19 protein-coding genes and 12 tRNA genes are annotated in these 19264 nt (G+C 58.7%); 5 read left to right on the forward strand and 26 right to left on the reverse strand.

Going from position 1 to position 19264, the window contains the following annotated elements; all coding sequences use genetic code 11:
- Positions 1-123: 123 nt before the first annotated feature.
- From tsaD to C8P63_RS10775, 22 genes are all read right to left on the reverse strand, one after another.
- Positions 124-1140, reverse strand: coding sequence for a tRNA (adenosine(37)-N6)-threonylcarbamoyltransferase complex transferase subunit TsaD (gene tsaD / locus C8P63_RS10670; protein ID WP_108024006.1), 1017 nt, complete (start codon positions 1138-1140; stop codon positions 124-126).
- Positions 1103-1573, reverse strand: coding sequence for a ribosomal protein S18-alanine N-acetyltransferase (gene rimI / locus C8P63_RS10675; protein ID WP_425437292.1), 471 nt, complete (start codon positions 1571-1573; stop codon positions 1103-1105). Before rimI ends, tsaD begins: the two co-directional genes overlap by 38 nt.
- 10 nt (positions 1574-1583) lie before the next feature.
- Positions 1584-2306 (reverse strand): tRNA (adenosine(37)-N6)-threonylcarbamoyltransferase complex dimerization subunit type 1 TsaB, encoded by a 723-nt coding sequence (gene tsaB, locus C8P63_RS10680; RefSeq protein ID WP_108024007.1) that lies wholly within the window; start codon positions 2304-2306, stop codon positions 1584-1586.
- Entirely contained in the window at positions 2287-2781 is a 495-nt protein-coding gene (tsaE, locus tag C8P63_RS10685) for a tRNA (adenosine(37)-N6)-threonylcarbamoyltransferase complex ATPase subunit type 1 TsaE (protein WP_108024172.1), read from the reverse strand. Before tsaE ends, tsaB begins: the two co-directional genes overlap by 20 nt.
- 5 nt (positions 2782-2786) lie before the next feature.
- Entirely contained in the window at positions 2787-3782 is a 996-nt protein-coding gene (thiL, locus tag C8P63_RS10690) for a thiamine-phosphate kinase (protein ID WP_108024009.1), read from the reverse strand.
- Positions 3783-3863: 81 nt separating this feature from the next.
- A tRNA-Gly gene (locus C8P63_RS10695) sits at positions 3864-3937 on the reverse strand.
- A 29-nt stretch (positions 3938-3966) separates the two neighbouring features.
- Positions 3967-4043, reverse strand: a tRNA-Pro gene (locus C8P63_RS10700).
- 43 nt (positions 4044-4086) lie between these two features.
- A tRNA-Leu gene (locus tag C8P63_RS10705) sits at positions 4087-4173 on the reverse strand.
- An 18-nt stretch (positions 4174-4191) separates the two neighbouring features.
- Positions 4192-4275: transfer RNA gene (locus C8P63_RS10710), tRNA-Leu, on the reverse strand.
- A 235-nt stretch (positions 4276-4510) separates the two neighbouring features.
- Positions 4511-4586: transfer RNA gene (locus C8P63_RS10715), tRNA-Lys, on the reverse strand.
- Between the two features lie 9 nt (positions 4587-4595).
- Positions 4596-4670, reverse strand: a tRNA-Gln gene (locus tag C8P63_RS10720).
- Between the two features lie 19 nt (positions 4671-4689).
- Positions 4690-4765, reverse strand: a tRNA-His gene (locus tag C8P63_RS10725).
- A gap of 11 nt (positions 4766-4776) precedes the next feature.
- Positions 4777-4853 (reverse strand) — tRNA-Asp (locus C8P63_RS10730).
- A 31-nt stretch (positions 4854-4884) separates the two neighbouring features.
- A tRNA-Val gene (locus C8P63_RS10735) sits at positions 4885-4959 on the reverse strand.
- Positions 4960-4966: 7 nt separating this feature from the next.
- Positions 4967-5042 (reverse strand) — tRNA-Glu (locus tag C8P63_RS10740).
- A gap of 17 nt (positions 5043-5059) precedes the next feature.
- A tRNA-Ser gene (locus C8P63_RS10745) sits at positions 5060-5152 on the reverse strand.
- Positions 5153-5158: 6 nt separating this feature from the next.
- Positions 5159-5233: transfer RNA gene (locus C8P63_RS10750), tRNA-Asn, on the reverse strand.
- Positions 5234-5609: 376 nt separating this feature from the next.
- Positions 5610-6062 (reverse strand): molybdopterin-binding protein, encoded by a 453-nt coding sequence (locus tag C8P63_RS10755; RefSeq protein WP_108024011.1) that lies wholly within the window; start codon positions 6060-6062, stop codon positions 5610-5612.
- Positions 6063-6072: 10 nt separating this feature from the next.
- Positions 6073-6573 carry a molybdopterin adenylyltransferase gene (mog, locus tag C8P63_RS10760; RefSeq protein WP_108024013.1) on the reverse strand — a complete coding sequence of 167 codons (501 nt, stop codon included), beginning with the start codon at positions 6571-6573 and terminating at the stop codon, positions 6073-6075.
- Positions 6552-7055, reverse strand: a complete 504-nt coding sequence (gene moaC / locus C8P63_RS10765; RefSeq protein ID WP_108024015.1) for a cyclic pyranopterin monophosphate synthase MoaC — start codon at positions 7053-7055, stop codon at positions 6552-6554. Before moaC ends, mog begins: the two co-directional genes overlap by 22 nt.
- Before the next feature lie 12 nt (positions 7056-7067).
- On the reverse strand, positions 7068-8093 hold the full coding sequence (gene moaA, locus C8P63_RS10770; protein ID WP_108024017.1) for a GTP 3',8-cyclase MoaA: 1026 nt from the start codon (positions 8091-8093) through the stop codon (positions 7068-7070).
- A 23-nt stretch (positions 8094-8116) separates the two neighbouring features.
- Positions 8117-9967, reverse strand: a complete 1851-nt coding sequence (locus tag C8P63_RS10775; protein WP_146172163.1) for a molybdopterin-binding protein — start codon at positions 9965-9967, stop codon at positions 8117-8119.
- Between the two features lie 898 nt (positions 9968-10865).
- Here C8P63_RS10775 and C8P63_RS10780 point away from each other — a divergent pair.
- A complete protein-coding gene (locus C8P63_RS10780; RefSeq protein WP_108024022.1) occupies positions 10866-11972 on the forward strand; it encodes an aminotransferase class I/II-fold pyridoxal phosphate-dependent enzyme in 1107 nt (368 codons plus the stop codon).
- A 146-nt stretch (positions 11973-12118) separates the two neighbouring features.
- The gene (locus C8P63_RS10785; protein WP_108024024.1) at positions 12119-12409 is read left to right on the forward strand and encodes a hypothetical protein; all 291 of its coding nucleotides are present in this window, start codon (positions 12119-12121) and stop codon (positions 12407-12409) included.
- 42 nt (positions 12410-12451) lie between these two features.
- On the opposite strand, the gene C8P63_RS10790 is transcribed toward C8P63_RS10785, so the two are convergent.
- The gene (locus C8P63_RS10790; RefSeq protein WP_108024026.1) at positions 12452-13126 is read right to left on the reverse strand and encodes a Bax inhibitor-1/YccA family protein; all 675 of its coding nucleotides are present in this window, start codon (positions 13124-13126) and stop codon (positions 12452-12454) included.
- 68 nt (positions 13127-13194) lie between these two features.
- Positions 13195-13674, reverse strand: coding sequence for a hypothetical protein (locus tag C8P63_RS10795; protein WP_108024028.1), 480 nt, complete (start codon positions 13672-13674; stop codon positions 13195-13197).
- Positions 13675-13804: 130 nt separating this feature from the next.
- Here C8P63_RS10795 and C8P63_RS10800 point away from each other — a divergent pair, with 130 nt between their 5' ends.
- Together C8P63_RS10800 and C8P63_RS10805 are read left to right on the forward strand one after the other, a co-directional pair.
- Complete coding sequence (locus C8P63_RS10800) at positions 13805-14521, forward strand: molybdenum cofactor biosynthesis protein (protein WP_108024030.1); 717 nt, start codon at positions 13805-13807, stop codon at positions 14519-14521.
- 143 nt (positions 14522-14664) lie between these two features.
- Positions 14665-15702 (forward strand): ThiF family adenylyltransferase, encoded by a 1038-nt coding sequence (locus C8P63_RS10805; protein ID WP_108024032.1) that lies wholly within the window; start codon positions 14665-14667, stop codon positions 15700-15702.
- A 929-nt stretch (positions 15703-16631) separates the two neighbouring features.
- Here C8P63_RS10805 and C8P63_RS10810 read toward each other — a convergent pair.
- Both C8P63_RS10810 and C8P63_RS10815 read right to left on the reverse strand, forming a co-directional pair.
- A complete protein-coding gene (locus tag C8P63_RS10810) occupies positions 16632-17543 on the reverse strand; it encodes an NAD(P)-dependent oxidoreductase (protein WP_108024034.1) in 912 nt (303 codons plus the stop codon).
- Between the two features lie 20 nt (positions 17544-17563).
- Positions 17564-18130 carry a thioredoxin family protein gene (locus tag C8P63_RS10815; RefSeq protein ID WP_108024036.1) on the reverse strand — a complete coding sequence of 189 codons (567 nt, stop codon included), beginning with the start codon at positions 18128-18130 and terminating at the stop codon, positions 17564-17566.
- Positions 18131-18299: 169 nt separating this feature from the next.
- Between C8P63_RS10815 and C8P63_RS10820 the strand changes: the two genes are divergently transcribed.
- A complete protein-coding gene (locus C8P63_RS10820) occupies positions 18300-19253 on the forward strand; it encodes a DMT family transporter (protein WP_108024039.1) in 954 nt (317 codons plus the stop codon).
- The last annotated feature ends 11 nt before the right edge of the window (positions 19254-19264 follow it).

The raw sequence follows: 19264 nt of genomic DNA on the forward strand, positions 1-19264 counted from the left end.
CCACAGGTCGTAGGGCTCTTTTGTCCACAACGATATCGGATGAGCGGGTCGGATTGGACCGGCTGTGGATAATGAAAAAACCGGTCCTGACGGACCGGCAGAGAAACCTCAGTGTATTCTTTTTTAAACCAACTTTAGATTCGGTTCCGCGTTCATATCCAGACCGGCGAACTCTCTGTCCAGATAACGGAAGGTTCCAGCCGCTGCAATCATGGCCGCGTTGTCCGTACAGAGTTCGATGGGTGGAACGGACAATCGAATCCCCTCTTTCCGACAACGTTCCGAAAGGGCGCTCCGCAATGCGGAGTTGGCCGAAACCCCGCCGGCCAGCACCAGGTGATCCACCCCTTTGCTTTTGACGGCACGGATGGACTTTTCTGTCAAAACTTCCACCACCGACTCCTGGAAGCTGGCCGCCAGATCGGCTCGTTGAACCGTTGTCCCGCGCTGTTTGGCGTTGTGGAGGTGGTTGATCACCGCCGATTTCAGTCCACTGAAGCTGAAGTCGAGGGAATCCGGCTCCAGCCAGGCTCTGGGCAAATCGATGGAGGGTCTCCCTTCCCTGGCCAGCCGGTCGATTTCCGGCCCACCCGGATAAGGGAGTTCGAGAACGCGAGCCACTTTGTCAAAAGCTTCCCCGGCGGCATCATCCCGGGTCTTGCCCAAACGTTCAAACCGGTTGTGCCCGGGCATGTAAATCAGCTCCGTATGACCTCCGGAGACCACCAGTGCAACCAAGGGAAATCGAAGGGGTTTCACGAGATGGCTGGCATAAATATGACCGGCGATATGGTGAACCCCGACCAAGGGAAGTCCGGCGGCAAACGCCATGGCTTTGGCCGCGGCAACCCCGATCAGAAGGGCCCCCACCAAACCGGGTCCTTGGGTAACGGCCAGTGCCGAAAGCTCGGACTGTTTGACGCCCGCTTGATCCAGCGCCTGCTGGATCACGTCGGTGATCCGTTCCACATGGCGGCGGGAAGCGACTTCCGGAACCACTCCCCCGAATTTTCGATGGACTTCCATCTGGGAGGAAATCACGTTGGATCGGAGAATCTCCCCGTTTTCCACCACTGCCGCCGACGTCTCATCGCAACTCGTTTCAATTCCCAGTACGAGGGTACTGCCCTTCTTGTTCATCGGATCCTCCACCTAACTTTGTCCACATGATGAGGGCGTCTTCCTGATTATCGGTATAATACCGGGGACGGATCCCCATCGATTCAAACCCTTTTTTCCGGTACAGGTTTTGGGCCGCCCGATTGGAGACCCGTACTTCCAGGGTCATGCTCTTGGCTCCGGAGCTGCGTGCCCACTCCATCAGATACTCCATCAAGGCTTCCCCGGCTCCGGACCCTCGAAAATCCGGATGTATTGCAATGTTGGTAATGTGGGCTTCATCCAGAATCAGCCACATCCCGGCATAACCGATCACATGCCCCTCCTTCTCCGCCACTGTGTAGTGTGCAAACTGGTTATATGCCAGCTCGTTGTAGAAGGCCTGACGGGTCCAGGGATTGGTGAAAGAGGCCCGCTCCACTCGGAGGACGGCGGGGATGTCCACCAGGGTCATCGGCCGGAACTCAGGCTTCAGACACACCACCGGCACTCCCTCCGTTTCGGGAAAGCCATTTGGCCTCCGCTTCGGTCAGTTGCAGGTAGTTGGGCACGGCATCCGTTCTTCCCCGGTCTCCCCTCTCCAGACAGGAAAAAGCCAACGTTCCGAGGTGAGCGGCACTGACGACATTTTCCCGAAGGGTGCCGAACTCGGCCCGCTCTCCCAGTGCCCCGCTGATCGTCTCCCGGTAGCGGGAAACATCCTCGCCCAAAAAGAGAAGAGGCCCTTCTTCGGACACCTCTTCCAGCCAGGCGCCGATGTCCATGACCCGTTCTTTTTTCACAGCGGATACCCGGCCGCCCTCTCCCTTGAACAGACCGGTATAAACCCGGTTCCTTCTCGCGTCGAACAGAGGGACCACCTTCCCTGGATACCGACTCCCGTTCATCGCCAATGCTGAAAGGCTGGAGACAGGCACCAAAGGAATCCCCCGGCTCCACGCGAGTGTCTTGGCGGTGGTAAATCCGATGCGGATCCCGGTGTAAGACCCCGGTCCCGCCGCCACGGCCACGGCGTCCAAATCATCCGGGGACAGCTCCAGTTCCTTCATCAGGCCGTTCACGGTGGGCATCAGCCGAACGGAATGGTTTTTATGTAAATTGGTTGTCACTTCCCCCAGCACGCGGCGGTTTTCCAGAACAGCCACTCCGAGTACCAAGGTGGACGTGTCAATCGCCAGCAGTTTCATGGTTATCCAGCCTCCCCAGCCCTCCGCAAATCCGTTCTGTCTCCCCGGCAGGCGGTTCAATCCTGATTTTCCGAACGTCGCTCTCTTGATGGCGGGACACTTCGATCCGGATCAACTCCCCGGGAAGCATCGGTTCGATCCGGTCTGCCCATTCGACGAGGGTAACACCGTCTCCGTAAAAATACTCATCCCAACCCAGTTCCTCCGTCGGATGATTCAACCGGTAAACATCCATATGATAGAGAGGCAGCCTTCCGCCTTCATATTCCTTGATCAAGGTGAAGGTGGGACTGTCGACCGGCTCCTCGATCCCCAGCCCGGCGGCCAAACCCTGTGTGAAGGTTGTTTTTCCGGCGCCGAGATCACCTTCAAGGGCAATCACGTCCCCCCGGCGAAGGCGCGGGGCCAAATGGCGGGCCAGATTTCGGGTTTCCTCCGGGTTGTGGGTCTCAAATGTGCAAGTGTTGCGGCTCATCAGGATCACCCGTCTGTAAAATGATCATACCCTCTGCGGGTCCGTTCCTTCCGGTTTCCGTCCACTATCCAGTCTACCCCTGGAGAGCCCTCTTCGACCCAACCAATGGGAAAAAGACGAAGACCCGAATCCTCGGCTTCCCGCATCAGTCCGGGCCAGTGCTCCCGGGACACGGTTCCCACCAGACAAAAATCCTCACCGCCGGAAAACGCCCATTCCAGGGGATCTTCTCCCACTTCTTCGGCATACCGCCTGGTTTCCGATGAGATGGGAATCCGTTCTCCCTCCAGAACCAGACGCACCCGGCTCGCCTCGGCAATTTCCCAAGCCTCCTGAGCCAATCCGTCACTCACATCATCACAGGCGATTCTCTGCCCGGTCCCGAGAAGCCAGCGCCCGGCCTCCACACCCGGCACGGGCCGCCGGTGAGCTTCCACCAGCCCCGGATAGCGCCGGAGAAGCTCCGGATGTGGATCGCTCATCAAGAGATGCAACCCCGCCTTTGACGCTCCCAATTCCCCGGTGACGAACACCACGTCGCCCGGACGGCCATGGGAACGGAGCAGCGATCGGTCCGGTTCCACCTCTCCGATCAGGGCAACGGTCACCACCAGATGTTCCGGGGAACGGACGGTGTCGCCTCCCACGATACGGACCCCGAACCGTCGGCAGATCTCCCTCATGCCGGCATACAGGCCTTTCAATTCCTCTCCTCGCCAGGTTTCCGGCACGGCCAGGGAAACCAGTGCGCAGGAGGGGGTCCCGCCCATGGCGGCGACATCGCTGATATTGGCGGCCATGCACTTCCATCCGATATCGTCCGGCTCCATGGTCCCGGTCCGGAAATGGACCGTTTCCACCATCGTATCACAGGTAAACACCGTGGACCGGTCTCTTGCCGGCTTCAGAACCGCGGCGTCGTCCCCTGCGTCCACTTCCACCTCCGGCGGAGCGGAACCCCGGTTTTTCAAAAGGGAACGGATCAGAGAGAATTCACTCATCGCATGGTTCAACTCCCGGGATCGGGATTTTCCTCGAGATATGCAAAGACCGCAGCCACAAGGGCCACGGTCCGGTGAATGTGGAGCGGGTGAAGGGAATCGAACCCTCGCATTCGGCTTGGAAGGCCGATGTTCTACCACTGAACTACACCCGCATATCAAACATGATGTCGTTTAGGATAAGTGGTCGGGGTGACAGGATTTGAACCTGCGGCCTCCTCGTCCCGAACGAGGCGCTCTACCAAGCTGAGCCACACCCCGGCGCCAACAAGGTGGGTTTAACCCTTATTGGAATGAATAGAAATGGTGCGGTCGGCGAGACTCGAACTCGCACGGCCTTGCGGCCACTACCCCCTCAAGATAGCGTGTCTGCCGATTCCACCACGACCGCACGTTTTATAATCGGCGTTGGTGCGGGTGGAGGGACTCGAACCCCCACGCCAGAGGCGCTAGATCCTAAGTCTAGTGCGTCTGCCAATTCCGCCACACCCGCGAAGTGTGCGTTTGCTTTCGCTGCATCCCATCCGTCGAGGTTCGCAATCGACGGGAATTATAGTATCATGTGGACTGTTCAGTGTCAAGGATTTTTATCAAATTCTGCGACCCCGTCAAACCTGGAACATTTTAAATCCCCATCGGAACCGCTTTTACGCATGATTCCGGGAGAGCGGAGAATGATGTGGAAAATGGGAGCGGGCACGGCCGTTCCGCACCCGCTCCGGGTCAATTGGTGACCCATCCAGGACTCGAACCTGGGACACCCTGATTAAAAGTCAGGTGCTCTGCCAACTGAGCTAATGGGTCATAATCAAATGGCTGGGGCGGTAGGGATCGAACCTACGCATCACGGAGTCAAAGTCCGTTGCCTTACCACTTGGCTACGCCCCAGCGGTAAGGGGAAATAAAGTGGGGCGACCAGTGGGAATCGAACCCACGAATGCCGGAGCCACAATCCGGTGCGTTAACCACTTCGCCATGGCCGCCGCAAATAAAATGGCGGAGCTGACGGGACTCGAACCCGCGACCTCCGGCGTGACAGGCCGGCGTGAACTCCAACTTCACCACAGCTCCGCGCTCAACCCCAGGAATGCACCCGGGTATGTGGTGGACGGTGACGGGATCGAACCGCCGACCCCCTGCGTGTGAAGCAGGTGCTCTCCCGCTGAGCTAACCGTCCGTTTAAATGGTGACCCGTAGGGGATTCGAACCCCTGCATGCCAGCGTGAAAGGCTGGTGTGTTAACCGCTTCACCAACGGGCCTTGTCCATATCGTTCAATGGCGGAGAGAGCGGGATTCGAACCCGCGCGGGGCCATGCAGCCCCCTAACGGTTTAGCAAACCGTCCTCTTCGGCCACTTGAGTATCTCTCCGCAATGTGGCTCCTCCGGCAGGACTCGAACCTGCAACCTACCGGTTAACAGCCGGGCGCTCTACCATTGAGCTACGGAGGAACATTTTAAAGCGACGTCTATTATTATAACCAATCGTCACTCTGATTGCAAGAGGTTTTTTGAGCTCTTTTACGTCGCAACCTCCGGCGCCCCTTATAGGCGCGCCCCCCAAAGGCGCTATAATAAAGTAGCACACTCCCGGGGTGTTCGTCAACGGTTTTCGGCGATCTTTTTATTTCGAAAAATAACCGCGGGACCTCCCGCGGTTGCACTAAAAGTATGAAGCGTTGACAAGACTTGTGCTCTGTGAGTGCATAGCGAGACCGGAAGTGAAGCGACCCCAGGCGAGACTTGTGCTCTGTGAGTACAGCCGGAGCGGCTTTGGGTAAATGCTGCCGCTCACTTTTTCACAACGCTTCGAAAGCATCAGACGACATCACCTCCGAAGCCGATCCGGGGAAATCACCTGTTTAAAGCCGAATTCGGCTTTTCTGTCGGCTTCATCCCCAACACGGACCACCGCATCCACCCGGACGACGGATTTCACGTTGAGGCAGTTGCTGCTGCCGTCCGGCACATAAAGCCGGATGGCATGCGTCTTTTCCGGTGAACGCCCTTCTTGCCTGTACAGGAAAAAGGCTTTCTCCAACTCGCCCAAAGGGATGTCCGCCCGGAATTCGTCGGAAGCGTGAAAAATGACATGAGTCACACCGGGAAGGAGACCGGCCCGTTCCAGGATCTTGCTCAGCTCCACCCCGCTCCCTTCGAGACCGGGGACGCGATCTCCCGGGCGGACGGTTCCGTCATCCATCTTTTCCAATTCGCTCTCACTTAACGACAAGGGATTTTTGACCTGTCCGACCACCATCAGGTTCCGTGCTTCGCTCATCGCCGCCTCCTCATAGATTGGATTGACTTTCATGCTCTCCGAAGCGTCCCTGCAACGTTTCCAAAGCATGGGGAAGGACCTCCATCACGGCTTCCAGGCACTCCCGCACGGCTTTCGGGCTTCCCGGAAGGTTGAGGATCAGGGTGTTCCCCCGGGTCCCCGCCACCGCCCGTGACAACATCGCAAATTTGGTTTTTTTCAGGGAATAGAGACGCATCCCTTCCGCGATTCCCGGAACTTCCCGGTGAATGACGCTCCGGGTGGCCTCCGGCGTCACATCCCGCGGGGCGAGGCCGGTGCCTCCCGTGGTAAGAATCAGGTCCATCCCTTTGTTGTCGGCCATCCGGACCAGGGCATTCTCGATCTCTTCCCGTTCGTCCGGAACGATTTCACGACAGACCGCTTCTCCGTCCATCCTGAGAACCAGCCGCCGGATCTCTTCTCCGCTCTTGTCTTCCCGCTCCCCCCGCGATCCCTTGTCGCTGACGGTCAGAATTCCGACCCGCCACATGACGTTCCCTCCTCCCGACGGTAGGTTCCACTTTTCCCACCGGTTTTGGAGAGCAGAAAGGTTTCACCGATCACCATCCCCCGGTCCAGGGATTTTACCATGTCATAAACGGTGAGGGCTGCCATGCTGGCGGCTGTGAGGGCTTCCATCTCCACTCCGGTCACATTGTCGGTTTTGGCTTCCGCTTCCACCACCAGGGTGTCTTTCCCCTCCTCCCGGAACCGGATATCGGCGCTTTTGAGCGGGATGGGATGGCACATGGGGATCAGATCGGAAGTCTTTTTCGCCGCCATGATCCCGGCCACCTGAGCTACGGCCAAGACATCTCCCTTGCGGACATTTCCCTCCCGGATTTTCTCCAGCGTCTCCGGCTTCATTCGGATCCGGGCACAGGCGACGGCGGTGCGGCGGGTCGTCTTCTTGTCCGACACGTCCACCATCCGGGCACGGCCCTGTTCGTTCATATGGGTGAATGAGTCCATGATCTCCTCCTTTTAACCGCCGATAAACGACATTTCCACTTTGTCTTTGCGGGGCAACCGGGTGGAGGTAAGCCGTTCGTCGGAATAACGGTCCGCCCTCCCGGCCCAGATGTCCCGGATCCGCTCCGTCAACTGCCGATCGTCCATGCCCTCCCGGAGAGGGCTCCGCAGGTCCGCCCCCTCCGAGGCAAAAAGGCAGGTGTACAGCCGACCGTCAGCCGACAGGCGAGCCCGGGTGCAGGTGGAACAAAAAGAGTCGGTCACCGAAGAAATCACCCCGATCTCCTGATCGCTTCCCCGGTAGCGGTACCGGTTGGCGACTTCTCCGTAATAATTGGGTTTCACCGGCTCCAAGGGCATCTCCCGGTGAATGGTTTCCAGAATTTCACGCTTGGATACCACTTGCTTCAGGTCCCATCCGTTGCTGTTACCCACATCCATATACTCGATGAAACGGAGGATGTGGCTTTTTTTCCGGAAGTACCTCGCCATGGGCAGGATTTCCCCTTCGTTGACCCCTTTTTGCACCACCATGTTGATTTTGACCGGAAGACCGGCGGCCGCCGCCGCATCGATCCCCTCCAAAACCCGGCGAACATTGGAACGCTCCCCGTTCATCCGGGAAAAGATCCGGTCGTCCAACGCATCCAGGCTGACGTTCACCCGATCCAGCCCGGCCTCTTTCAGCTTCCGGGCCTGATCCTTCAACAGGGAGGCATTGGTCGTGAGAGCAACGTCACGGATGCCGGGGACTGCTTTCACCATTTCCACCAGACGGAACAGATTCTTCCTCAGAAGGGGCTCGCCCCCGGTGATCCGGATCTTCTCCACCCCTCCGGCCGCAAAGAGCTTCACCAACCGTTGAATTTCCTCAAAGGTGAGCAGTTCTTTCCGTGGAAGGAAGGCGTAATCCGGCCCGAACACTTCGGCCGGCATGCAATACCGGCAACGGAAATTGCAGCGGTCTGTCACCGAGATCCGGAGGTCCCGGATCGGTCGCCCCAACCGGTCCTTCCAGAAACGGTCTGATCGTTCCATCACGCTCACCTGCTTTCGTATGGTTAAAGGACCGTCACCTCGCCGCTCTCCGAGGTGTCATATCCGCCCAAGCGTTCCGCTTCCCCTCGAAATTCCCCGGAACGGAGGGCTTCCAACAATGCGCGGCCACCGCCGCTTTCCAAAAAACGGACCGGCAAAATGAGATCCAACGGCTCTGTCCATAACGGCATAAAGCCCAAGCCAAACGCACGGGCGGCGGAACGGGGGCCCACCGTGAGGTCGGCCGTCCCTTCGGAGATGGAGGCCGCCGCTTTCCAATGGGAAGGCTCCACCCGCTCCCCCGGGGAAAACCGGAGGGAACCCTTCAACCGGGCTTCCAACTTCCGTTCCGTCTCCGATTCCGGCGGTCGCCGGATGAAGCGGGTATCCGGACCCCAAGGTTCCGTTCCGTCCATGTGGGAAACGGTCACCCAACCCATCTCCCGATGGGCCAGGCGAACCCGCGCCAATCGGATTCCTTCCCGTTGCCACTCCTCCTGCCATCCTTCTCCGTGGACCGCCACGGCATGGCAGTCCCCCCGGTACAGCATGGAAAGACCGGCCCGGTCCCCGGTAAATTCCCGGGAGACGGACCCCCCTTTCCAAAACAGGGGAACGATCGCCCCCAGCCGGTCCAAAAGTGGATCGTCGCAACCGGTCAGGGAGAGGGTCCGCCGGATGCTCTCCAGGGGACGGGCGATTTCCAGCCGGACACGATCCCCGGAGCGGTATCCGTGTGAGTCGGCCGGCACCCGCAACCAGGCGTCCGCCCGTACCATCGACAAGGTTACACCGGCACCCCGGGGCAACGGAGCGGCCACATATTCACCGTTGACACAGGACACCCGCATGCGGATGAAATCTTCGCTTCCCGTTTTGGTCCGGACCTCCCGGGTCAGACGGGCCTCCACCTGTCGGGGGCGTTCTTCCCCCTCTCCGAACCAATGCCGGATCAGGGGTCGGGCAAACCAATTCAGGGAAAGATACGCCGACACGGGATAGCCGGGAAGGCCCAGCACGGGAACTCCCTTGACGACAGCCAGCACAACGGGATGACCGGGGCGGGCGGCCACCCCGTGGAGGAGCACCGTCCCCAGTTCATCGAGGACTTCGGGAGTGTAATCCCGGCTCCCCGCTGAAGAGCCCGCGTTGACCACCACCATGTCACAGGCGGCCGCCGCGTCCAGAACGGCCCGGTAAATCGCTTCCTTTCGATCCGGGACGACGTTCCGTCGTTCCGGATCCGCCCCCCATTCTTCAAGAAAGCCGGCAAAGGCCGTTCCATTAAATTCCCGGAGCTGGCCCCGTTTAAGAGGAATTCCCGGAGAAACCATTTCCGAACCCGTGGGGATGATGGCCACCCGGGGCCGACGCAGAACGGGAAGCTCTTCCACCCCCGCCGCCAGCAACGCCCCCAGATCCACGGGACGGATCCGGTGTCTCGCCGGTAACACGACTTCACCTTCGGCCACATCTTCCCCCGGCTGCCGGACATGCTTAAAGGGAGGAACCGCTTCCCGCACTTCCACCCATCCTTCCTCCGGTACCGTCACCTTCTCGATCATGACCACGCTGTCGGCGAAGCCGGGCATCGGTTCTCCGGTATTGATGAACGTGAAATCCCGGCCTTCCTTCAACCGGACCGGTCGGGAGGGGGTGGCAGTCACCACCGTTTCCGAGCGCAGGGCGATCCCATCCATCGCCGCCGCCGAAAAAGGGGGAGTCGACGAACGTGCAAGGACGGGTTCCGCGGTCACACGTCCCCGCGCCTCGGCCACGGGAATCGTCTCCGTCTCCGGATGAAACTCCACCGCACCGAGAAGACGCCGGATCGCTTCCTCTATGGGCACATTACCCGAACGGGTATTCCGCAAAACTTCCCCCACCTTTATTTATGTCTCGGTCTGTTCCGTGGCGTTACATCTAGGATAGCACCCGGTTCGACCCCTGTCGAGACGGATGGAGGGGAGGCGCCGGGCATCCTCATTCCGCCGTCATTCTTCTTGAAAAAAAAACCTCCACAAATGCCTTTTACAAATATAAACACGCGAAGCGTTGTGAATGATTTGTCAGGCTCAGAAGAAGGGAAGCGTTTACCCGAAATAGCGACTTTGCTGTCCTGCCCAGCGGAGAATCAGCCGGCAAGGGCGTTCAGGGGCAAAAGCTTCTCTGTGTTGCATCCGAAGGCGTTTGCCCCTGCCCGCAAGCGGACAGTGCAACCATCCCTGCAGGACAGCATAGCGAGACCAGGGAGCGCAAGCGACCCAGGCGAGACTTGTGCTCTGTGAGTGCATAGCGAGACCAGGGAGCGCAAGCGACCCAGGCGAGACTTGTGCTCTGTGAGTGCATAGCGAGACCAGGGAGCGCAAGCGACCCAGGCGAGACTTGTGCTCTGTGAGTGCATAGCGAGACCAGGGAGCGCAAGCGACCCAGGCGAGACTTGTGCTCTGTGAGTGCAGCCGGAGCGGCTTCGGGGAAATGCCGCCGCTCACTTTTTCACAATACTTCTCGAGTTCTCCCGGGAACGTTGCCCAACCCGTCCCCGGAGAGAATCCCCCGAATCCCCTCATTCTGTTTCACTCATCTTCCTCTTTCATCTTCTCCCCCACAAATCGGAGGATGGGAATTTATCCTGTTTTTTGTTAACGTAGATATAAAAACAACATGGCAGAGGTGAAACTGTGAAACACATCCAGCGTTTTGCTTTCGGTGTGGCACGAAAGAAATCCGGTACCCATCCTGAAAAACGATTCCAACGAGGCGGGACCGCCCATGGCCGGTAAACCTCCTTTTGCCGATATCGTGGCGGGCCTGCCGGCCTCGGTCCCCTTTGTCCCGCCGGAGGAAACGGAGCGGCGGACGGGTGTGACCATCAACCTCCGACTCGGGGCCAATGAAAGCACCTTCGGCATGTCTCCCCGGGCGTGGGAGGCCATGCAAAACGCGGCATCCGAAAGCCATTTGTACGGAGATGCCCACTGCTGCGAGCTCCGGACCGAACTGGCCCGGTTGCACGACGTGAAACCGGAACACTTGATCTTCGGCAGCGGCATCGATGAACTTCTGGGCTTGATTGCACGCGCCTACCTGAATCCCGGTGACGCCGTCACCACGTCCCTCGGCGGATACCCCACTTTCAATTATCACGTGGAAGGGTATGGCGGGATCCTTCACAAGGTCCCTTACCGAAACGGCAAAAACGATCTGGAGAGGTTGGCTTCCACCGCAGAGAAAACGGGCTCGAAGATCGTATATCTCGCCAACCCGGACAATCCGACGGGCACTTGGTTCACCGCAGAGGAACTGCAGGCGTTCCGTTCGCGGATCCCCGACCGTTGCCTCCTGGTCTTGGATGAAGCCTACATCGAATTTGCCCCGGCTGAAACCGGGCCGCCCATCGATCCGGAAGATCCCGGAATCATCCGCACGCGTACCTTTTCCAAGGCCCACGGCATGGCCGGGGCTCGCATCGGATACGCCCTGGCCCACCGCGACACCGCAGCCGCCTTTGAAAAAATCCGCAACCACTTCGGCATTAACCGAATGGCCCAGGCCGGGGCCCTCGCTTCCCTGAAAGATCCCGGTTTCGTCCGGAAAGTCGTCCAGAGCGTGGCCGAAGGACGCCGGGAATACGCCAAACTGGCGGAGGAGCTGGGTTTTTCCGCCTATCCGTCGGCGACCAATTTTGTGGCCATCGACGTGGGGAGCGCAGAACGCGCCGCCTTCCTGCGGGACGCTCTGTGGCAACGGGGAGTCTTTGTTCGCGTGCCGGGAGTGCCTCCCCTGAACCGTTGCCTTCGCGTCAGTGTGGGAACTCCCGATGAACGGAAGGCCTTTGCCCGAATCCTGCGGGAAACCGCGGAGAAAGCGATGAAATAACCCACTCCCTTCCCGGAGAGATGAAACATTCCAAGAACCAAATCCCATTCCTTCTGTTGAAGGATTTTTCAGACGTCGATTCAAACCGGGGCGATGGAACCAACCAGAAAAAGCTTGACAAGAAATTTTAAAAAGGAGGCGCCAGGATGGATTTCAACCAGAATGACCGGGAGATGATCGTCGCCGGCCTGCAGACGCGGGAGGAAAAAATCGTTTACCTGATGGAACAACTGCTGGAACAGGTGATCAACGAAACGAAAACCTCCCGGGTGGAAAAAAACATCAATAAAATTTACGATGGCTGGAGAATGCTTCAGGAGACCCGGCAACTCCGCGAACGGATCCAGCGCACACTGGATACCAAATCGGGAAAAGAGACCAAAACCGGAAACGTCCAACCATTGAAAAGCGAAGACACCGTCTCCTACACACGGTAACCAACCAGACCACCCGTCGCCGGGTGGTCTGGTTTTTGCGGATCAGTCCCTGTTTCCCAGTATCCGAAGCAGCAGAATGAACAGGTTGATAAAGTCCAGGTAGAGAGCCAATGCCCCGAGAATAGCGGCTTTGGTGTGGGTGTCTCCGTCCATGTGGTCGTCCCGGATCTTTTTGATCTTCTGGATATCGTAAGCGGTCAGGCCGCAGAAAACCAAAACCAGGAGATAGGTGATGCCCCAGTACAGGGCGGAACTTTGAATGAACCAGTTGACGACACTGGCCAGGATCAACCCGATCAATGTCAGGATCAGAAGATTGCCGATACGGGACAAATCCCGCTTCGTCATCGCCCCGTACAGCGCAAAAGTCCCGAACATCCCCGCCGTGATGAAGAAAACATAAGCCAGGGATTCCGGCCTGTACAGGGAAAACAGCGGCGTCAACGTCACCCCGTTCAGGGTCGCATACAGGAAAAAGAAAAACGTGGCGGCCCCCACCGACATCCGGTAAATGCGGCCTGCCAAGATAAAGACCAAAACAAGCTCGGCGATGAAAAGCCCGAACAGCACCCCGGTATTTTGCTGGAAGTAACGGACGGCCCGCCCATCTTCCATCAGCAGGAACGAAATGATGCCGGTCAGGGACAGGCCGGCGAACATCCAAGAAAAAACACGGGTCATCAAACCGGCGTGGGACCGTCTCAGACTGGTTTCCATTGTGATCTCCCCCCCATGGACTTTTCTTTGGGAACATAACGGAACCATCCGGACACCCTGTCCGGCCCTCATTCCCAATCCGGATCGATCCGGGAGAGGGCTGCCCGCAGTTGTTCCAGCACATCGTCAATCATTCTCGACCGTTTTTTCCAGGGAAAGTCGGGAACCAGCTCGGAAAGTTCCTCCATTTTCCGTTTGTCGTATTCGAGGAATTGAATGACGGTTTCACAGCTTTGAGCCAGTTCATCCCAATGCTCCGCAGGGATCCGCTTTCCACTTTCTTCTTCCCGCTGGTGGTCCAACAATGGCATCCGCTCCTTTTCGTCCGAAGGGGAGTTCAACCGCTTGACGTCGATCCGGTATTCCTCGCCTGTTTTTAATGTGAGTTCCAAAGCAGAATCTGCCACTTCCAAACGGCTGATGATGCGATCCTGTTCCGGTGTTTCCTCCAGCTGTTTCACGATCAAATCAAAGATCAGATAGGTGAGCTCTTTCCGGTTCTCCATGGCTTTCATCTCCTCTTCGTCCTGGCACAAACCAACCCACATCCGCCGTGTTCGATCTCCCGCTCCCCACTTCTTTCACAGGATCCCTTTACGGTATAATGGACACATCCGAATGCATACCCCTTTGAACCGCCACCATCGAAAGGAGGAGAGGCGCTCGCGCCGTCCCGATATGCAAATCCGCATCCAATTGTTCGCCGGAGTGGCCGAGGCCGTCGGAGAACGGTCCGTCGGCTTGGAACTTCCGGAAGGCGCCGTCGTCCGGGATCTGATTCAGCGTCTTGAAGACACATACCCCGACGCCGGGGACCTCATCCGGCAATCCTTCGTCGCTCTCAATCAGGAATACGCCGGACCGGAAGAGAACATCCGTCCGGGTGACGAGATCGCCCTGATCCCTCCTGTCAGCGGAGGAGAAGAAAAAACCGGAACTCCCGTCTGTTTTGTCACCGAGGAACCTCTTTCCGCCGACCGCCTGATCCAGGAAGTGACCCACCCTTATGCCGGGGCGGTTCTGACCTTCGCCGGAACTGTCCGCGAGTTCACCCGGGGACAGCGGACGGTCTCGTTGACATATGAAGCTTATGCCCCGATGGCGGTGAAAAAGATGGAGGAGATCGGCGGGGAGATCCGGCAACGTTGGCCGGATGCCCGCGTGGCGATGGCCCACCGAACGGGAAATCTGGAAATCGGGGAAATCAGTGTCCTGATCGCCGTCGCCACGCCCCACCGGGCCGAAGCCTTCGAGGCGGGCCGTTATGCGATCGAACGGCTCAAAAAAATGGTCCCCGTATGGAAAAAGGAAGTCTGGGAGGACGGTTCGGAATGGAAAGGTCCCCAAACCGGACCGTGGGACCCCCGGCAAAAACCGTCGGACCCCGGCTCCTGATGCCGGCGTGAAAGGGCCTGTCCCTTCCGGGAGGCCGGCACTTTTTCTTCTATTCTATCACAGTCCACTGAGCCGGGTCCCTCATCCCGGTCATAAGCGTTTGTCCTTCGGCGTCACCCCATCCTGAAGGAGGAGGCAAGATCATGGAAACCGATCGGACCCGGTATTCGCGACAGATTCTCTTCAAACCCATCGGTGAAACAGGACAAAAACGACTGTCACGGGCCCGGGTCGCCGTGGTCGGACTTGGAGCCCTCGGTACTGCACTCTCCCACCACATGGTCCGGGCAGGCGTCGGTTACATCCGTCTGATCGACCGGGATTTCGTCGAACCGAGCAACCTGCAGCGGCAGATGTTGTTCGACGAAGCCGATGCGGAACAAGGGCTGCCCAAAGCCGTCGCCGCGCAAAATAAGCTGGCCGCCATCAACTCCCGAACGCAATTTCAAGTCCACGTCACCGACCTTGCCGCCGACCGGGCGGAAGAGCTTCTGACGGGAGTCGATCTGATCCTGGACGGAACGGACAACTTTGCCGTCCGTTATCTCATTAACGACGTCAGCGTCAAACACGGCATCCCCTGGATCTACGGAGGGGCCGTCAGCTCACGGGGCATGACCTTCACCATCCGCCCCAAGCTCACCCCCTGTCTCCGCTGTCTCTTTCCCGAAGCTCCCGGACCGGGTACGGCGGAAACCTGTGACACTGCCGGCGTGATTGGGCCCGTGGTGCAGGTGGTGGCCGCCCACCAGGCCACGGAAGCCCTCAAGCTGCTGGTGGGGGATGTGGAATCCCTCGAGCCCCGCCTGCGTCACTTCGAACTGTGGGACAACCGGGACACGGCTTTCCGCGTGGAAAACCGGAAACGGAGAGACTGTCCCACCTGTGGCGAAGCGCGTTTCGACTTTCTGGAAGAGGTCAATGCCGGGGAAGCCGCCGTTTCCCTCTGCGGGCGGGACACGGTTCAAATCTCCCCGGCCCGCCGCCAGTCCCTGGATCTCAACCGGCTGGAAAAGGCCCTCTCCCCCCTCGGACGTGTGGAAAGGAACCGGTTTCTGCTCCGGGCCCAGGTGGACGAACAACACCGTCTCGTCCTCTTCCCGGACGGCAGGGTTCTGGTTCAGGGCACCAGCGACCCGTCCATGGCCCGTTCCCTGGTGGCGAGATACATCGGGGGATGATGAAAAAACAAAGTCCCCGGGTTTGGGAGGACCAAGACCTCAATTTGTAAGAGACAGACATCCGGATCTTTTGGGCAGCAAAAAAGGGGCCTTTTTTCAGACCCGTTACGCGGATGCATTGATTTTACATGATCTGGGTAATATAATAAGAACCGAAGGAGAAACTATCTTGGCGAGACGTCCCACTCTCCAGGGACCGGAGGCTCATTGAAGCGGCAACTTCAATGAGCCTTTTTCGTCAGGCTGCCGGTGTAGAGAAAGTGTCAGCGTCTTCGCCGCCTCTCACGACGATCCCGGCGATCCCGGTACACGTCGAAGAGGAGACGGGCAACAGCGATGAGGACCACCAAAAGGGCGACCCAATCCCTGAAACCCAACCGCCCCACCCCCCTTCTCAGGAACCTCGGTCCTTTCGGAGAGCGGGACGAAAGTTTCTCCTTCGGTGCTTATCAACGAGGGGGGGGTTCTTCCTCGTATAGACTCTTCTGATTATATCAGATCGCCCGGTTTTTTGCTAGATGTTTCCACCCAATCCCCCATCCGGAAGTACGGTGAAAAAGGGAGCGGCGGCATTTACCCGAAGCCGCTCCGGTTGCTGTCCTGCAGAGATGCAGGCACTGTCCGCTCCGAATCATCCTGCTGCGGGCAGGGGCAAAACGCCTTCGGATGCCACACAGAGAAGCTTTTGCCCCTGAACGCCCTTGCAGGCTGATTCTCCGCTGGGCAGGACAGCAAAGTCGCTGGTTTGGGTAAACGCTTCCCCTTTTCTCGAAACGAACATTCAATCACAACGCTTCCAGGGTCGTTTCATTCCCGGTCGCGCTATGCGCTCACAGAGCAAAAATCGCCGGGATTTCCGTTGACAGACAAGGCAGCGTCCTGCCCAAGCCGGACGCTGCCTTGTCAGCTTCTTCATGAGGCGGGAGTTATCATTCTTCTCCCCTCGGCACGATTTCCGTGTTGCCCAGGCGTTCCAGCACGGTGATGAGGGCGTGGGTCCCGTCCTCCTCCCCACCGTGGGCCTGAACGGAACGAAGCAGTTGATGGACCTGGGCTGTTCCCAGAAGGGGGAGAGCCAGCCTCTCGGCCTCTTCCAGCACGATCCGCAGGTCTTTCTGCTGAAAACGGACGGAAAAGCCGGGGTCAAGATCTCCTTTGATCACCCGGGGGGCCAGGTTGGAGAGCGCCCAGGAACCGGCGGCTCCCTGGGTGGTGACCCGGATCATCGTTTCTGGATCGACGCCCGCCTTTTTGGCGAAGGAGAGGGCTTCCACCATGCCCAAGAGGTTGAGGCCGCACATGATCTGATTGCAGGCTTTCACCGTCTGCCCGGCTCCGATCGGCCCGCAAAGAACGATGTTTTTCCCCATCGCCTCAAAGAGCGGCATCGCCTGTTGAAACGATTCTTCTTCCCCGCCGACCATGATGGAGAGCGTCCCTTCCCGGGCTCCCACATCGCCGCCGCTGACCGGTGCGTCCAGCATCCGCACCCCTTTTTCCTCCGCAAGGGCGGCCAACTCCCGGGTGGCATCCGGAGAGATGGTGCTCATGTCGATCAGCAGGGAGCCTTCCCGGGCTCCTTCCAGGATCCCCTCCGGACCTTCCACCACTTCCCGCACGTCGGGGGTGTCTCCGACCATCGTGATGATGATATCGCTCCGGGCGGCCACCTCAGCAGGAGTTGCCGCCGTCTTTGCTCCCCATTCCTTCGCCGCCTCCATTCGGGCCGCAGTCCGGTTCCAGACGGTGACGGAAAAGCCGGCTTGATGGAGATTGCGGGCCATGGACCGCCCCATGATGCCCAGTCCGACAAATCCGACACGGGTTTGGCGCTCTTCCATTGGTTTCTCCTCCTCTTCCCTTACGAGATTCGTTGCTCGCGGAACCGTTTCTTCACACTGCGGTTCACCGTTTCCCACAGCTGGCGTTCCTCCAACAACCGGGTTTTGAAGCCGCGGTACATTTCCCTTTGTTTCTCTTCAAAATCAGGATCCTCTTTGGACGGCAAGGCGGCCCGCATCTCGTCCACCAACCGTTGCACTTCCGGGGAACGGGGGCCCCAGACCGCCACTTCCTTCCCGTCGGGAGCAATAAAGATGAAGATGGGAATGGAGCGGGACTTTCCGTTGGTGAGATACCGGTCCATCAGTTCCGGATGATCGTCCCGGTTCAGATAGCGCATATCGATGGCGGCCGCCTCAGCGATCCGCATCAGGATCGGGACACACAGCATCGCATCCCCGCACCAGTCCGCCGTCAAAACCACCGCCCGAAGATTTCGCTCCCTCAAGCTCTCGTAATACCGGCGGTCTTCTTCCGGCAACGAATACCGCTCATAGACGCTCAGCAGCTCTTCACGGTTCACCTTCATCGAATCGATGTATTCCCTGCCGGTCCATCCTTTTTCAAACCATCCGTTCAAATCCATGCCTCACCCCTCCTGGATCCGACTCCCCTCCATTGTAACGGATGGAGCGGTGCGAGGGTACCGTTCCCATGTCCACCCATTGCCCCGGGAACGGAAAAAGGATAAAATCATCCGTAAGCGATTTGTTTCGTTCAGCGAAATGAATAACCGGTAAAAGGAGGGCGCTGTGATGGGCCTGCGTGCGGTTTACCTTGTGATGACTCTCAACATGCTGATCTGGGGCCTGAACACGGTGGCCCTCAAGGTCTTGGTGCAACACTTGGCTCCGCTGACGATGCAGTCCCTGCGGATCATGCTGGCGGGGGTGGTCCTCCTTTTGTTCCTGCGATGGCGAAAGCAGTGGCGAAGGCCTGCCTCCGGAGAATGGCGTTACTTATGGGGAGCCATTCTCCTCGGAGTGGTGGGCCATCACTCCTGTCTGGCTCTCGGGCTGGAGCGGACCACCGCCACCAACGCCGCCCTGATTCTGGCGTTGCTGCCGCTCTCCACCACCCTGTTGTCGGCTCTCTTTCTGAAGGACCGAATCACCGGGCAGAGAGCGGCCGGGATCTTCATGGGCATCGTCGGTGTCGCTTTCGTGGTTCTCAGGGGCAGCGGGGAGCTGAACGGCCACCTGGCCGGAGATCTCTGGGTTTTCGGTGCCATGGCCACCCAGGCGGCCAGTTTCATTTACATCAAAAAGGCCACCGACACCCTGGACGCCAAACAGGTGACCTCCTTGATGTTCCTGTTCGGCCCTGTTGGTATATTCATTGTCAGCCTGTTCCTCCATCCCCGGGGGGTGGCGGATCTCACCGGGGCACCGGGATGGATTTGGTGGGTTTTTCTCGCCTCCTCGGTCATCGCGACAGGGCTGGGACATATGCTTTACAACTCGGCCATCCACCGGCTGGGTCCGGGGCAATCGGCCATTTTCACCAACCTTACCCCGTTTTTCGCCGTGGTCGGTTCCGTCCTCTTTTTGAAGGAACAAATCCACCCATCCCAGATCATCGGTTTCCTGCTGATCACCGCCGGGGTTTTCCTCGGCTCCGGGGCGGCCGAGCAACGGCACCGGTTCCGCCTCCCCTTCCTCCGCCCCGCCCGGAGAACGGACTTCGAGTCCCGAACGTCGGGAAATTAAAAATGATAAGG

The sequence above is a fragment of the Melghirimyces profundicolus genome (assembly GCF_003054245.1).
Classification (GTDB): Bacteria; Bacillota; Bacilli; order Thermoactinomycetales; family DSM-45169; genus Melghirimyces; species Melghirimyces profundicolus.